Source organism: Gardnerella vaginalis (assembly GCF_001546485.1).
In the GTDB taxonomy this organism is placed as follows: Bacteria; Actinomycetota; Actinomycetes; order Actinomycetales; family Bifidobacteriaceae; genus Bifidobacterium; species Bifidobacterium vaginale_D.
Genome location: NZ_KQ956831.1, coordinates 4,095 through 18,191, shown reverse-complemented (window position 1 = coordinate 18,191; position 14,097 = coordinate 4,095). Strand labels below are relative to the sequence as shown.

At 43.7% G+C, this 14,097-nt stretch carries 14 protein-coding genes, 1 tRNA gene and 1 other RNA gene; 5 read left to right on the top strand and 11 right to left on the bottom strand.

The window, feature by feature from the left end; genetic code table 11:
• The first annotated feature begins 123 nt into the window (after positions 1–123).
• Positions 124–520, top strand: a transfer-messenger RNA (tmRNA) gene (ssrA, locus tag HMPREF3208_RS01220).
• 84 nt (positions 521–604) lie between these two features.
• Here ssrA and HMPREF3208_RS01215 read toward each other — a convergent pair.
• The 8 genes from HMPREF3208_RS01215 to HMPREF3208_RS01185 all read right to left on the bottom strand — a co-directional run bounded on the left by HMPREF3208_RS01215 (position 605) and on the right by HMPREF3208_RS01185 (position 7,141).
• A complete protein-coding gene (locus HMPREF3208_RS01215) occupies positions 605–1,528 on the bottom strand; it encodes an LAPAL motif-containing putative phage structural protein (RefSeq protein ID WP_064346832.1) in 924 nt (307 codons plus the stop codon).
• An 82-nt stretch (positions 1,529–1,610) separates the two neighbouring features.
• Complete coding sequence (locus HMPREF3208_RS06400; protein ID WP_230953035.1) at positions 1,611–1,778, bottom strand: hypothetical protein; 168 nt, start codon at positions 1,776–1,778, stop codon at positions 1,611–1,613.
• A gap of 5 nt (positions 1,779–1,783) precedes the next feature.
• Positions 1,784–2,188, bottom strand: a complete 405-nt coding sequence (locus HMPREF3208_RS01210) for a DUF1828 domain-containing protein (protein ID WP_230953033.1) — start codon at positions 2,186–2,188, stop codon at positions 1,784–1,786.
• A 258-nt stretch (positions 2,189–2,446) separates the two neighbouring features.
• Entirely contained in the window at positions 2,447–2,950 is a 504-nt protein-coding gene (locus HMPREF3208_RS01205; protein WP_064346830.1) for a GNAT family N-acetyltransferase, read from the bottom strand.
• Entirely contained in the window at positions 2,950–3,501 is a 552-nt protein-coding gene (locus HMPREF3208_RS01200; RefSeq protein ID WP_064346828.1) for a Panacea domain-containing protein, read from the bottom strand. Before HMPREF3208_RS01200 ends, HMPREF3208_RS01205 begins: the two co-directional genes overlap by 1 nt.
• Positions 3,502–3,953: 452 nt before the next feature.
• The gene (locus HMPREF3208_RS01195; protein ID WP_016637364.1) at positions 3,954–4,979 is read right to left on the bottom strand and encodes a universal stress protein; all 1,026 of its coding nucleotides are present in this window, start codon (positions 4,977–4,979) and stop codon (positions 3,954–3,956) included.
• 111 nt (positions 4,980–5,090) lie between these two features.
• Positions 5,091–5,852 carry a C40 family peptidase gene (locus tag HMPREF3208_RS01190; RefSeq protein WP_064346827.1) on the bottom strand — a complete coding sequence of 254 codons (762 nt, stop codon included), beginning with the start codon at positions 5,850–5,852 and terminating at the stop codon, positions 5,091–5,093.
• 179 nt (positions 5,853–6,031) lie between these two features.
• On the bottom strand, positions 6,032–7,141 hold the full coding sequence (locus HMPREF3208_RS01185) for a CHAP domain-containing protein (RefSeq protein ID WP_064346825.1): 1,110 nt from the start codon (positions 7,139–7,141) through the stop codon (positions 6,032–6,034).
• 167 nt (positions 7,142–7,308) lie between these two features.
• On the opposite strand from HMPREF3208_RS01185, the gene HMPREF3208_RS01180 reads away from it, so the two are divergent.
• Positions 7,309–7,563, top strand: a complete 255-nt coding sequence (locus tag HMPREF3208_RS01180) for a DUF2530 domain-containing protein (RefSeq protein ID WP_064346823.1) — start codon at positions 7,309–7,311, stop codon at positions 7,561–7,563.
• A 78-nt stretch (positions 7,564–7,641) separates the two neighbouring features.
• On the opposite strand, the gene HMPREF3208_RS01175 is transcribed toward HMPREF3208_RS01180, so the two are convergent.
• Positions 7,642–8,943, bottom strand: coding sequence for a sensor histidine kinase (locus HMPREF3208_RS01175; RefSeq protein ID WP_064346821.1), 1,302 nt, complete (start codon positions 8,941–8,943; stop codon positions 7,642–7,644).
• 212 nt (positions 8,944–9,155) lie between these two features.
• Between HMPREF3208_RS01175 and phoU the strand changes: the two genes are divergently transcribed.
• Positions 9,156–9,836 carry a phosphate signaling complex protein PhoU gene (phoU, locus tag HMPREF3208_RS01170; RefSeq protein ID WP_064346819.1) on the top strand — a complete coding sequence of 227 codons (681 nt, stop codon included), beginning with the start codon at positions 9,156–9,158 and terminating at the stop codon, positions 9,834–9,836.
• 166 nt (positions 9,837–10,002) lie between these two features.
• Here phoU and HMPREF3208_RS01165 read toward each other — a convergent pair whose 3' ends face one another.
• Entirely contained in the window at positions 10,003–10,743 is a 741-nt protein-coding gene (locus HMPREF3208_RS01165; protein WP_004128801.1) for a phosphoglyceromutase, read from the bottom strand.
• A gap of 248 nt (positions 10,744–10,991) precedes the next feature.
• Positions 10,992–12,665 (bottom strand): lysine--tRNA ligase, encoded by a 1,674-nt coding sequence (lysS, locus tag HMPREF3208_RS01160; RefSeq protein ID WP_081091144.1) that lies wholly within the window; start codon positions 12,663–12,665, stop codon positions 10,992–10,994.
• 572 nt (positions 12,666–13,237) lie between these two features.
• Here lysS and HMPREF3208_RS01155 point away from each other — a divergent pair.
• Together HMPREF3208_RS01155 and HMPREF3208_RS06390 are read left to right on the top strand one after the other, a co-directional pair.
• Positions 13,238–13,311, top strand: a tRNA-Pro gene (locus HMPREF3208_RS01155).
• A 186-nt stretch (positions 13,312–13,497) separates the two neighbouring features.
• The coding region (locus HMPREF3208_RS06390; RefSeq protein WP_155639945.1) for a tetratricopeptide repeat protein at positions 13,498–14,097 on the top strand (600 nt) is incomplete at its 3' end.

The following is a 14,097-nucleotide window of genomic DNA, read 5'->3' as shown; positions in this document are numbered from 1 at the left end:
ATTTTAGAAACTAGGTTGTGGTTGGTGTGCGCTGACGACTTGCTTGAGCGCAGCACAGCGCGCAATATATGATACAATGTGAAAACGTGTGCTTTAAAGCAACGATTGTTTGAAAAATCAAAAGGGGTCGATCGGTTTCGACGGCGATCTGTTCGCCGCGGGGAAGCGTGCCGAGAATGCGAAAGTCCACTCGTAAACGTCCTTTCGCAAAAGAATAAGTGCTAAATCTAATCGCACTGAGTTCGCTCTCGCTGCCTGAGCTTCGCGCCAGGATTAACCAGTGAGCAGCTGCTCCGTTCACCCACTCACGTCTTCGGGGTGGTGCTGAACGTCATGAGAAGACTTGCTTGAATTGCCGGGCTGCAGGGCAATTCAGGGACTTTTTCTGTAGATATGCTCGCCATGAATTGTCTGCGATAACATGGGGGCAGAAAAACTGCCGCACGGCCAGCAGACTACGCACGTAGAAGACCGAGGGTACGGTCACCGGACCGGGGTTCAATTCCCCGCGACTCCACAAACGCAAAAACGCCACTGCTCACACAGTGGCGTTTTTTGTAGCAAACCCCAATGTTTTCAACACTTTTTGTGTAGATAAAACAAACTAGAACAATGGTGGCTGGCTTGATGCAGTCCTATGTTCTAAAACTTGCTTAATAGAAACATATTGAGTCGTCAACATGCCATTATTGTCAATACTTTTACGAATCAGCATAGCAACTTTATAAATATCGTTCTTTCTAAAAGACTCTTTACCATCATTCAAACGCTTAATAAAATCCCTATCTTCAACCTGAACAAACTGAGTTTTCACACCATCAGTAATACGCCATCTACCACCATCACGGAACGAAATATCTAACGCTTGCACCACCATCTCAACGGTACTCTCCTCCGTTTTGGCGCTTGCAGAAGAATACTGCGAGATTCCATACGCTTCTTCAGAATCTACAGTTTCTGCACAATAATCATCGCTAAACGTTACAGAATCAACACCATCAGACGTAGCAGGTTCAACAGTTGCCTTCAAAGCCTTCAAATATTCTTCATTTGTTAAAAGCTCAACAGAAGCCTTGTAAGTAGTCAACTTAGAGCCATCTGGAAACTCTAATTTTACGCACTCCAACCCAGTACGTTCATCTGTTTTATCAGGAGTCTGTTTTACTGGAGCACCCTTATGCAAAAAATGCTTAACAAGCTTAACTGCTCCTAGAAACACACCAACAATAGCAGACGCATTAGCTACAGCATTTACTGGATTGCTAGTAAACAAATCAACAATGCTATTAGCAACACTCGCAATAAGGTCAATATTAAAAGAACCCTCACGAGTAGCCTTTGCTTTCAACGATATAACACAATTAGGAGCAGTATGAGCTTGAATCTTTTCAAACGCTTGAGATAATGCCAAAAGTGCAGGAGCAAGCTGCTTAACGTCCATTTCATGAGACTGTAACGCAATACCATCATACTTAACAGTAAAATTCGCGCTATTTTCAGAATTAAGAACCGTTACATTACTATCCATTACTCACTCCTTTCATTAGACATATATTCTACTATTAACAAAGTGAATATTTGCAGTTCGGCTTATTCGATGCGCGCCTCGCCTATATATGTTTTACACACAAACGCTGATGATCAGCCAAACGCTCATCAAGAAGAATCAGCCTACAAGCATCGTAGTAATAGCCGCACACACTACCAGAAAGGCGACGTTCTTCAACGCGCACACCAAGGCGCGCGGCATCATCATAAAGCGAATCAAAACGAAGCATAATACTTATATAACGTCTAAGTTCATAGAATTAAACGACAAAAGAGCCTGAACATAACGGTTCAAAGCATTAGCGTAGCTATCTTCAGTATCAAGAGTAACTTCACCATTGTTAGTGATATTCACGCCATAACTGCGCACCAAACATCGCACGCGTTCCAAACGCTTTTCAGCAATGCTTATACCTTTATGTTCTAAAGTAGCAAAAATATAACCATCGTCAGTAAAAGCAACACTGTTACCACGATCAATACGCACATAAAAAACAAGGTCGTCGCCAGAGCAATCAGGCAACGGCAACGTAATCTTATTCCACTCGCCAATTCGCTCAACAGTAGAAGACTCACGCAACCACGACGTATAGTCATCAAGAAGCGCGGGAATATTAAACGCTACATTACTTGCACTCATAATAATGTATCTTGGGACTCTAGCTTTTGAATTACATGAAACTTAAATAGAATTGTATCATGTTCAAACTTAAGCGAATCAAAATGAAGCATAATGCAACCCCAACATAAAAACACTAACTTTCTCAATGTAATGCGGTATACCCTATAGAAATGGATTGGGAGTACTCGGTCGACGAAAGCTCTAGGCATCACGCCTAGAGCTTTTTGCTTTTCTTGTCTACCAGCAATAAATCAATAGTAATCTAACCTTATAAGTTCATTGCTTCTGAGATTTCAAATCAAAAAGCATGTTTCTTGGGTTCCTAGGCAAAGATATGAAACCAAGTTTCCTATACCAGTCTATAAGATCATCATTTAATGCTTGCGTATACAAAAATCTACAACCAACATTAACAGAGTTCTTACGCGCCCTTTGTATAGCCTCTTTAACAAGTAGGCTTCCTTGCGACTGGCCTTGATACTCTTTGTTTACTGCTAGTCTTCCCAAAAGCACACACGGAATATTGCCAGATAAGTTAGTATCATCCTTTGTTTGCTGAGGTATTACACGGTGCTGCAAATAATAAGAAGATAAAGTGAAAATTCCAATTACTTCATCACTATCGTCTAATGCAACATGCACAGCGCAACTACTTTCTTCCTGCTGTTCAAGCGCGTCACGATGCACCCAGATATCAAGCTCAGGTTCATCACAATGGAACGAGTCTAAATCTACCGAATAGTCAAGATTAATTATGCGAGTCCAGAGTCTAACTGCCATCATTCCCCTGCAATCAGATTCTCAAGGAATTGTGCATCTTCACTACTAATAAACGTTCGCTTTGACACATCAGCAAGATTAGGCACTGGAGCTGATGACTTGACTTCATTCGCTTGAACCATCGAGTAGAACGCAAGCATACTATCAGTGGTGATAGTGTCATTCAAGTTAGCTTTTGACCATGGTTCTTCTTCATGACTCATCTGTTCAAGCATGTCACCTAAATGCTTATCATCTTTATTGTCATATAAGCTGAGCACACGATCAATAACAGCACGATCTTCTCGAGACACTTTACTACTTTCACCATCAGGTATTTCCCTGGGGAAAATATATCGGCGTCCCTTACAATATGTCTTAAAAATATCTTTTACCACTGGACCATGTTTCCAAGCTGTAATTGGATCGTCAAAAAGCGGCCTATCTTGAGCTACAAGCATCCACGCTTGAACATAATATAAAAGCTTTTGCAGTGCGAAAGTCGTCGTCATATGATTACGTGCTTCGCGTTGCTCAAGTATATACTTGGCTACATCTATCGCTCTAGTCATTGTAATCATCCTCTTTTTTCTTATTACCCTTCATTTCTTATCGTATCAGACAGTATGCAAATTTTGCACAGTGTAGAACCTACACAAAGTAATGCAATTAGTTACGAGGGGGTATGAATTCAGCGGGCATTCAGGATTATTACGCAACGATTCTACTTGTGCAAAATATACTAGCTTATTCAAAGTGAGATTGGTTAATGCTAGCGTTTTTCCATATCGATTAATAAAAATTGACGCTATATCTAAAGCTTTCATATTTCATCCCCTTTCAACAAACTTATCACGCACACAAAAGTAAGATATATTCCACTCAATCATATCTACACAACAAAGCAATCGTGTAAGCAATCGTGTAAGTACCCATAAGTACCCATAAAGCACCCGTAAGTACCTATATAGCACCCATAATGCTCGAAGAAAACGCTAGTAAACGCTTAAAATCCTCGCAAACGTCAGCGAAGCGGATCAATCGTCTGCTCAATCTCTTTAGCTGCTTCTACCCCAGCCTTTGGCACATCAACTTCATGCACTCCGGAAATATCATCAACAGACGCTTCCGTATGTTGCTTCTGTGCTTCCGCAACTTGCGCAGCATTATATTCCACATACTTACGCGGAACCACATAGACAGGTCTTGAAGAATGCTGTAACAAGCCTTGGCTGATAGAACCAAGCAGCAAGCCAGTGAATCCACCACGTCCACGAGAACCAACCACTACGAGATCATGATTCAAACTCGCTTGAGTTAACGCATCAACAGCAGAGCCAGGCACCACAGTGCGATGAATCTGCAAATTCGGCAAATTCTTCAAAATCGGCTTCACACGCTCCTCAAGATCTTCCATATACGATCCCATCACAGCGGTATCACCTTCAGCACCTTGCACACTAGGGACTGCAGAAATCACATCAAGCTCCGCATTCCAACTATCTGCTAAATTAGCTGCAATTTCAAGCGCTTTAAGACCCCACTTAGACTCATCAGAACCAACAGCCACTCGAGTAATGGTATTGTTCAAGTGAATACGCTGACCATCGTCATCAGTATAAGGCACAACAACAATTGGGCAATACGCGTACGCAGGAAGCGACGAGCTAGTCGTTCCAAGCAAACGTTCCGCCAAACCACCCTTGCCACGGTTACCAATCACAATAAGCTGATAGTTGCGCGAAAGTTCAACGAAAACTGATGAAGGGTCACCAGTAACAATCAAAGTAGTTGCATCAACACCTTGTTCAAGAGCCACAGCTTTTGCTTTTGAAAGAATTTCTTGCGCATCGTGATGAGCTGCTTTATCGTCGCCGATTGCAGTATACGTAGCATCAAATGAAACTGCAGCATAACTTGGCAAAGAATAAGCACAAACAATCTGTAATTGCAAATTAGCATGCTTTGCATAATTTGCCGCCCACCACACTGCCTTATAACTCGCGTGAGAACCATCAACTCCAACCAGCACAGCCTTTTCGGGAACCATACGCCAACCTCCTCATATAGCACTTGTAACAACAGCGTCACTTGTGTACAACATGTACTCACTATTGTAGCGTAATTTTAGATTGAATGCCGATAGTTTTGCGATATATAACTACAGAATACGACGAATAGCATAGCTGCCTGGGAACACATAACGAATTGGATCATACTTGGTTCCAGCAAGCTGAGAATTAATCACCATACCATTACCGACATAGATAGAAGCGTGCTGACCGTTCGCAATAATATCGCCCGGCTGAGCTTGCGCGAGACTTGGAACTGGCGTACCCACTGTAGCTTGTGCACCAGAAGTACGAGGCAACGCAACACCAATATTAGCAAAAACATACTGTACAAAACCAGAACAATCCCATCCGGCTGGCGTATTACCACCGCTACGATATGGCACTTTGCCCAAGAATTGCGTAGCAAAATTCAATAAAGCAGCCACTGACTTACCATCTGGAGGTACAACAACCGGCATCGGCGCCTGTTGAACTACTCCACGAACACCAGAACGGCTAGCAGGCGCATCAGCACCAACACCAGCAGCAGCATGAGTAATAGCACGACGAGCTCGCTCAGCAGCTATTTCTTTAGGAGACTTAGTTTGTGGTACATTAAGAGTTTCAATACTACCCCAAGAAGAATTAGGATCAACATCCGTAGAAGTAGATTCAGTTAAAATATCACGTCGAACGCTTGTTACCTTTGGGAATGAACGCGTAGATGTGACAGCTGAATCATCGAGTTTATGCGAAGACTCCGCGACGGCGATTGGAGCCATTACAGAAAACATCGAAGCAGCAACCGTCGCTGATACAATAACCGGAAAAATCCTACTCTTTTTTAGCATACTTTCGTACGATATCATAAACCTACTACATCATAAACTTACTACATAGAAATCTTAGCAAATAATCTTAGCCTAATTCCCAACAATATCAGTACAAATTACAGAAAAACAAACTACATACAAACTACATACAAACTACAGATAGACTGCACGCAATCACGAGAATAAACGATACCTAGCAATGAGCGTAGCAAAAATCAGTAATGGATAAATTGATACTGCGAAATCTGTTTAGCATCAAATTTACGTGAATACGTGCGACCATGTAACGAAGCACCTGATTCAGAAGTTTCAATCGAACCATCTGGATTAATTTTCTCAACAATCGCAACATGACCATAAACTGGATCGGAACCAGCTTGACCAGCACGGAAAACCATGATATCACCAACGTGGCGAGCAGTATGATCAACCCAATAACCAAGCCCACGAGCGGAATCTGCCCACATATTGCCATTACCCATATGCGAACCAACTGGCAAACCAAGCTGGTGACGACGCACATACACCCACCATGTGCACTGACTAAACTCATAAGCATTACCACTGTCACCAGTAGCATGGTTCGGTTTAAAATCCTTCGGTAGCACATCAGAATCTTTGTCCATTAACAAAGCAACCTGTGGGTTATCAGCTGCAGAACGTGACATTTCTGCAATATTAAAACCTGAATCTGAACCAAGATTCCAAGAATCTGATTGCGAAGATATGGTGGAAGCAGTGCCAAATTGTAAAGAAGAAGTATTCTGCTGATTGAAACTACCTGCACTACGACCAGTATTGTTGGCATGAGCATTACGAGCAGCAACGTTCTCTAAAGCATCCACAGCATTATTAATCACTGTTTTTGAATCAAGTGATTCACGTTGGCTAGAACGTGAAGGAACAGGCGCTCGATCATCCATAGTTGTCATTGCAGGCTCAAGCACAGCAGCATGCGAATCAAGCGTATTCATTTTCGTCAAAGACATGGTTGCAGCAACCGCACCAACCATAGCCAACAATGAAGTTGAAAGTATTACATTACGACGACGCTCATGCGCAAGACGTGACAAACGAATCGCACGCCTAGTTTGCGGAATAAGCTCTTGTAAACGCTGCGAAACTTCCTCTGGAAGCTCCACAACCGCACCATTATCTGCAGCAACAGCTATCAAACCTTCACGAGAATTAAGCTTCCGCGTACTATCACATGATGCAGCACGATTACTATGTGCACCGTGTAAACCATGTTGTGCTACAAACAGCGAAAAAGGCAAATCATTGTGCCTCTTTGCTTTTGGAGCACCATGCGCAGCATGCTTCATACGAATCACTTTCTTATGTAGAACTCATGAACTGCGACAACCTAGCACGCCGCTGCCCACTATCAAATCACTAATCAACAAGGCTACAACGTGGCGAGGATGTAGGAAACGCAGAGAAGTAAAACAGTTATTTTTAGCTTAGCACCTAGTCGGTGTATGGTAGGAGTATGAAGTTTGCTCCTATAGTTAATCCTGACGCACGAAAGCAGGCACCCAAGCCGCTACGAGTGGATTTACGCAAGATTTTCACTATAGGCACACTTATATGGATGATAGCTTTAGTCGTTGCGCTTATTCTTGCAACACTCCATATAACAACTTGGTTCCCGGTAACAGTGTGCACAGCAGGAACGATTATTGGTATTTTGTTACTCATTTGGGAACATTTTGATCGTTGGGATTATCGTCGATTGGGAAAGTAATTTAAGCAAATCACTGAAGCAAACAACCTCAACAAGTAACCCAAACAAGTAATCTCAACAAATAACCAAACAAGTAACCTAATTATTCACTACTGGTAATGCAAAACTTACTGTTGTCCCCTGCCCTGGTCTGCTCCATAATGTAATGTTCCCGTGATGCGTCAATGCCACATGCTTTGCAATAGCAAGTCCTAAGCCAACACCATCCTGACTTTGACTATTCTGATTATGTGCTCGGTAAAATCGCTCAAAAATGCGCGACTGATCCTGCATATCAATTCCAATTCCGCGGTCAACCACACGAATAACAGCGTACTGACCATCTGCTGAAAGCGAAGCAGATATAGATACAACAGCATTTGCTGGAGAATATATAATCGCATTCTCAACTAACTTACGAATTGCTGTGCGAATCTGCTCAACTTCGCCGCGCACATGTAGCGATGAATCTACTTTCAATATCACACGTACACAACAAGAATCAGCAAGCGACGAAACCTGCTCTTGTACATAACACAGCATCTCTTGTACTGAAAGCACTTTTGCAGTACTCATATCAATAGGATTTTGTGCACGAACTAACCACAACAAATCTTCGAGCATATGTTCAAGTTTTTTAGAAGATTTATTTGCAATTTGCGCTACTTCTTTAACTTTTTGCGTTGATATATTATCTTCCTGTAATACTTTCGTAAGCTGCGTTAGTGTGCGAGTTGAGCATAATAATTGTTCAGAAACATTTGAAATAAAATCATCACGAGTTTGCGCAAAACGATGAGTTGCGCTCGTGTCCTCAATAACTACCGCAACCATACCGTGACCAATATTACCCACCGTAATAGTAAGCCAGTTTGGTCGCGAAATAATAGTTGGGTGATCAGAAGATACAGAGGATACAGAAGGTACAGAAACCTCGTTGTTTCCTCCATCTCCAATAGTGATATAACGATCAGGCGTAGAAGTTACTAAGGCAAAACGCTCACAACCACCAGAAGCGCGCACAGTATTAATCGCCTGAAGCACACGAGATTGAGCAATCGAATCGTCAATAACTACACCCAACATATAAGCCTCAGAACTTGCTCGAATCACATCATTATCAGCATCAACAACAACAGTTGGAGTGTTCAGCATGACTAAAACTTGAGCCGCATCTGCACTTATATCATCAGGCGCATCATCGTATGCATCATCATGTATATGATCATGTAAATTATCATGTAAATTATCATGCGTACTGCGCATACTATTACATGCGCACATCACAAAACGCCAGCACAACAAAAACCAATCCGACATTAACATAAACAGCGCAATTAAAACGCACAACGCTAATATGCCAAATGCTATAAACACCATCGCAGAAAAATCTTGAGGCATACTTTTATACTCTCATATTTTGCACGCTTTGGTAACTCTGCAGCTAAAAAGCAACATTTTCTTCACATCGATGCGCAATGTAGTCGCTTCGTTACGAGCGTCGTTTATAATTGATAAGGATGTCTGCGGATAAGGATGTCTGCAAAGTAAACGCGACAAATAAGTAGCCTTAAAACTTACAAAAGCCTACTGCAACAAGGAAAGGATACACCATGCGAGTAATTTTCAACGAAGAGATGAAGGCAGTAGCTTCAAACCTCGAACGCATGGCTGAACTTGTGTCAAAAGCTATGAACGATGCTGGAAACGCGCTTGTGAACGCGGATTTGGAAGCAGCGCAAACCGTTATTGACAAAGACGCAGATTTGGATGCCTTAGAAGCAAACACTATTGATCAATGCTTGACGCTGCTCGCGCGCCAAAACCCTGTTGCAACGGACTTGCGCGAAGTTGTTGCCACTATGCGATTAGCTGCAACGTTTGAGAGAATGGGTGATTTGACTAGCCATATCGCTCAAATTACTAGACGCACTTGGCCTGACTCTGCTATTCCACAAGAAGCGCACGAAATTATCGTCACAATGATTGATTTCTTACATAAGCTTTCAGGGCAATTAACAAGCATGGTTTCTCATCGTGACGTAAAAATGGCAGAAACTATTATTGCGAGTGACGATGCGCTAGATAAGTTGCATGAGAAGATTTTTGCGTTGGTTGAAGGAGAAAATTGGCATGGTACTCGCAGGCAGTTGATTGACGTTGTGCTGCTGAGCCGATTTATTGAGCGAATTGGAGATCATTGCGTTGCCACAGCAAGACAAGTAGTGTTTATTGTGTCTGGATTTGACCCATCGAAGACGCCGGAACCAGATAAAGACACGGTTGTAGCTTGATTCGCGAGGATTAAGTAGCGAAGTAGCGAAGTAGTGAAAAACGTTGCTTAAATAACTATACAAAAAAGTAGGTCTGCAAATTAATTGCAAACCTACTTTTATTTTAACAGCTAACTTAAGCAGTTCAAAGCTAACTTAAACGAACTAAAGCCAGCGAATTAAAATCTCACTTCTGACCCTGAGCAGCCACGGCGGCAGCACCGGCAGCAGCAGCTTCTGGATCCAAATACTCGCCACGAGGCTTGATTGGCTTGAAGTTTTCGTCCAATTCGTAAAGCAGCGGAATAGCGGTTGGAATATTCACCTTGGAAATCTCTTCCTCGCTCAAACCGTCGAGCATCTTAACGATTGCGCGCAAGCTGTTGCCGTGAGCTGCAATCATTACAGTCTTTCCGGACTTAAGCTCAGGAATAATATCCGACTCCCAGTAAGGAGTTACGCGAGTTACGACGTTTGCCAAAGCCTCAGTTTCTGGAACTGGATCGCCTGCGTAACGAGGATCGTTCGTCTGAGAATACTCGTCGTTTGGATCGATCTCAGGAGGTGGAGTTGCGTAAGAACGACGCCAAATCATAAACTTCTCGTCACCATATTCCTGACGAATCTCAGACTTGTTCTTGCCTTGCAAAGCGCCATAGTGACGCTCGTTCAAACGCCAGCTGCGGCGAACTGGAATCCAAAGGCGGTCGGCTGCATCAAGCGCGTAATTCGCGGTGTTGATAGCGCGACGAAGCAAAGAAGTGAACACGATGTCTGGAAGAACGTTCTTCTCTTTAAGAAGCTCGCCACCATGCTTAGCTTCCTCAACACCCTGCTCAGTCAGCGGTACATCAACCCAACCAGTGAACTGATTGGTCTTATTCCATGCGCTCTGACCATGTCGGAGCAATACTAATTTATATGTCATAATTGCCTAGTTTATTCACGCCTTACGACGACAGACCTAAATGCTCCAAATGTGTTCTAAAGCTCGCACTAGCACTCGCTTACGAAACTCGCGTTGGAAGTCCACTGGACTTCCAACTTAAGCGAGTTTCCGCTCCGAGTTGCCTTCGCGCGCGCTGTGCTGCGCTCAAGCAGGTCGTCAGCGCATACAAAAAGCCGCTGAATGTTCAACAACATCCAACGGCTTTACAATCTACTAAAAATTACCAACTAACGAAGTGGCTTCACAAGTGGGAACGTAATCGTCTCGCGAATAGTTGCGCCCGTAAGAGCGATCAGCAAACGATCAATACCCATGCCCATGCCGCCAGCAGGAGGCATACCGACGCCGAGAGCCTCAATGAAGTCCTCGTCAATATCCATTGCCTCAACATCGCCAGCCAAAGCATCCTTAGCCTGAGCCACAAAACGCTCGCGCTGTACAACAGGATCGTTAAGCTCGGAGTAGCCGGTTGCAAGCTCGAAGCCACGCACGTACAAATCCCACTTTTCAACCATTCCTGGCTTCGTGCGGTGACCCTTAACAAGCGGGCTAGTCTCCACTGGGAAGTCGCGCACAAACGTTGGCGCGTAAAGCTTATCCTCGTAGAAGTGCTCCCACAAGTGCTCAACCAACTTGCCGTGATTCTCCACTTCGTCGCGCTCAACGCCAAGCTTGTCTGCAATAGCGCCCAAATGCTCAACGGAAGTTTCCGGCGTAATCTCCTCACCCAAAGCCTCGGAAAGTGAGCCGTACATGGTAATCTGCTTCCACTCGCCGCCAAAATCATACTCTTCACCGTTCAGCAAAGTCACCTTGGTAGAGCCGAAAGCATCGACAGCAGCCTTTTGAATCAACTCTTTAGTAAGAGCGCCAATCGTATCGTAAGTGCCGTAAGCTTGGTATGCCTCAAGCATAGTGAACTCTGGAGCGTGAGTTGCGTCCACACCTTCGTTACGGAAATCACGATTGATTTCAAACACACGGTCGATGCCACCAACCAAGCAGCGCTTCAAGAAAAGCTCTGGAGCAATACGCAAATAAAGATCAATGTCGAAAGCGTTCATGTGAGTGGTGAACGGACGAGCTGCAGCGCCTCCGTGAACCGTCTGCAACATTGGGGTTTCAACTTCCAAGAAGTCGTGGCTGTCGAAAGTTCGGCGAAGAGAAGCCACAGCATGCGAACGCCTACGAACCATATCGCGAATCTTCTCGTCCGCAATCATACCAATATATGGCTTGCGCGTACGAGTATCGTCGCTTAATTCCTTGTGTAAAGCTGGAAGCGGCTGCAAAGCCTTAGCTGCAATCGCCCACTCGGTTGCGAAAACGGAAAGCTCGCCGGTCTTAGAAGCAATCACACGACCACGAACATAAAGGTGATCACCCAAATCAACCATCTGCTTGAAATTCTTAATAGATTCCTCGCCAATTTCCTTCTTGGAAACCATGGCCTGAATCGTAGTACCGTCGCCAGCTGAAAGCTGAACGAAGCACAAGCCACCAGCGTTACGCAAGAAAAGCACGCGACCTGCAATACCAACTTCGGTATCGGTTTCTTCGCCAGCTTGAAGTTTGCCGTCGAAATCAGCACGCACCTTTTCGATGGTGTCAGTAACGTTCAGATGCACAGGATAAGGTTGCACACCCTCCTTAAGCATCATCGCGCGCTTAGCAACGCGCATCTGTACCTGCTCTGGATGAGCAAGAGGTCCAAATTCTTTATTGCTTGGGTCAATTGCTTCGTCAAGAGTTGCGCCTTCGTTTACGCGCTTTGCAATAGCCTCATCTTGAGCGAGCAGCATTTCAGCATGCTCAACAGTGTCAATTTCATTGGCGTTATCTGTTGCGTCATTTTCTGCGGCGTTTTGAGCGGCAGACATTGCAGTATTGGTGTCAGTCATAATCGCTAATTGTAGCCAGTAGGGACTACAGACAAGTGCGATGCAGCCGTTTTTCTTAACTCTTTCATTCTTGAGGAAATAATTATGTGCAGCATTCATCAAGATTTATAGGAATTTTTTATATTTTTCTGTTTTCAGCGAAAAAATATTTTTACAGAAAAAATTTTTATTCTTTTCACAAGATAAACTATATTATTTACGAAATTTATAAAAGATAGCGAAATCTTACGCATCTCGTTTATAAAATTGCGTGCTTATAAAATTCAATCACACAATAATGATGCAAAATAACATATGCACGACACGCTTACTCACATACAACATCACCAATATTGCACAGCACTATAAAAGATTAAGGAAAAAACATTAGGAAAAACATAAAAAGCAATTGCATATCAGTTTGCATAAACTCATACAGCATCCATAGCATGGTATTTAACAACACAACGACACACATTTCAAATTTGTATCTACTGCACGATAATATAGCGACGTTGTTGAGGCGTTATGATCACTTCATTCTATAGTAATCGTGCTATAGGGGTTTGTTCTTGCTCAGATGCGTTCAACATCGGGCTGTAGCGCAGTTTGGTAGCGCGCTTCGTTCGGGACGAAGAGGCCGCGGGTTCAAATCCCGCCAGCCCGACTTTTGATTTTGGCGTGATTATGTCGCTTTTGTTCAAACCTATTTGATGCAGTCTCAACGCATATACCCGCTTTTATAGCGCGCGATAATACACAGCACTCAAGTAAGTCCTCACATATCATTTTCGTTGCAAGGCTGTAAAGTTAATGTCGATTTGGCACACAAGGCAATAGCAAGGGAGCTTTGATGGAGAACGCTGCGGAGTTATATAGCGAGCTTGACAAGATGTTTGCAAATCACGCGAGCGCAAATGCAATTGAATCGTATTTGATGCAAAAACTTGCTGAAACTCAACGCAATAGTGACCTCAATAATCCTCTGCAACTATCTATTCTCAACGAACTCATGGGATTCTACCGTTCGCGCGGCGAGCACACAAAAAACAAGCCAATCATTGATAATGCGCTAGATTTGGCAAAAAAGATGCACCTAGCTGGCACCGAAGCCGGCACTACCACGCTCATTAACGCGGCAACAAGTTTGCGGGCAGCTGGCAACTACGATTCTGCAACCAAAATTTACGCTCAGGCACTTAACGATGCTGCAACAACTCTTGGACCACACAACCGCAAGCTCGCAGCACTTCACAACAATCTTTCAATGCTTTACAGCGAAACCGGTCGTACGAATGAGGCAATTCAAGAGCTCAATCAAGCGCTTGAAATTTTGCAAAATACGAGCACAGATCCTGAACATGACATCGATATTGCCGCCACGCACACGAATATTGCGCTTGCGATGCTGCAGGAGTGCTCGCAAGAACGCACGCAAGAACGCACGCAAGAA

Bases quoted from the DNA above. Each gene is read 5' to 3' on its own strand.
- HMPREF3208_RS01210 (WP_230953033.1), bottom strand. From the start codon at position 2,188: ATGAGTGCAAGTAATGTAGCGTTTAATATTCCCGCGCTTCTTGATGAC.
- HMPREF3208_RS01190 (WP_064346827.1), bottom strand. From the start codon at position 5,852: ATGATATCGTACGAAAGTATGCTAAAAAAGAGTAGGATTTTTCCGGTT.
- HMPREF3208_RS01180 (WP_064346823.1), top strand. From the start codon at position 7,309: ATGAAGTTTGCTCCTATAGTTAATCCTGACGCACGAAAGCAGGCACCC.
- HMPREF3208_RS01165 (WP_004128801.1), bottom strand. From the start codon at position 10,743: ATGACATATAAATTAGTATTGCTCCGACATGGTCAGAGCGCATGGAAT.
- HMPREF3208_RS01185 (WP_064346825.1), bottom strand. From the start codon at position 7,141: ATGAAGCATGCTGCGCATGGTGCTCCAAAAGCAAAGAGGCACAATGAT.
- HMPREF3208_RS01200 (WP_064346828.1), bottom strand. From the start codon at position 3,501: ATGACTAGAGCGATAGATGTAGCCAAGTATATACTTGAGCAACGCGAA.
- HMPREF3208_RS01175 (WP_064346821.1), bottom strand. From the start codon at position 8,943: ATGCCTCAAGATTTTTCTGCGATGGTGTTTATAGCATTTGGCATATTA.
- HMPREF3208_RS06400 (WP_230953035.1), bottom strand. From the start codon at position 1,778: ATGCTTCGTTTTGATTCGCTTTATGATGATGCCGCGCGCCTTGGTGTG.
- phoU (WP_064346819.1), top strand. From the start codon at position 9,156: ATGCGAGTAATTTTCAACGAAGAGATGAAGGCAGTAGCTTCAAACCTC.
- HMPREF3208_RS01205 (WP_064346830.1), bottom strand. From the start codon at position 2,950: ATGGCAGTTAGACTCTGGACTCGCATAATTAATCTTGACTATTCGGTA.
- HMPREF3208_RS01195 (WP_016637364.1), bottom strand. From the start codon at position 4,979: ATGGTTCCCGAAAAGGCTGTGCTGGTTGGAGTTGATGGTTCTCACGCG.
- lysS (WP_081091144.1), bottom strand. From the start codon at position 12,665: ATGACTGACACCAATACTGCAATGTCTGCCGCTCAAAACGCCGCAGAA.
- HMPREF3208_RS01215 (WP_064346832.1), bottom strand. From the start codon at position 1,528: ATGGATAGTAATGTAACGGTTCTTAATTCTGAAAATAGCGCGAATTTT.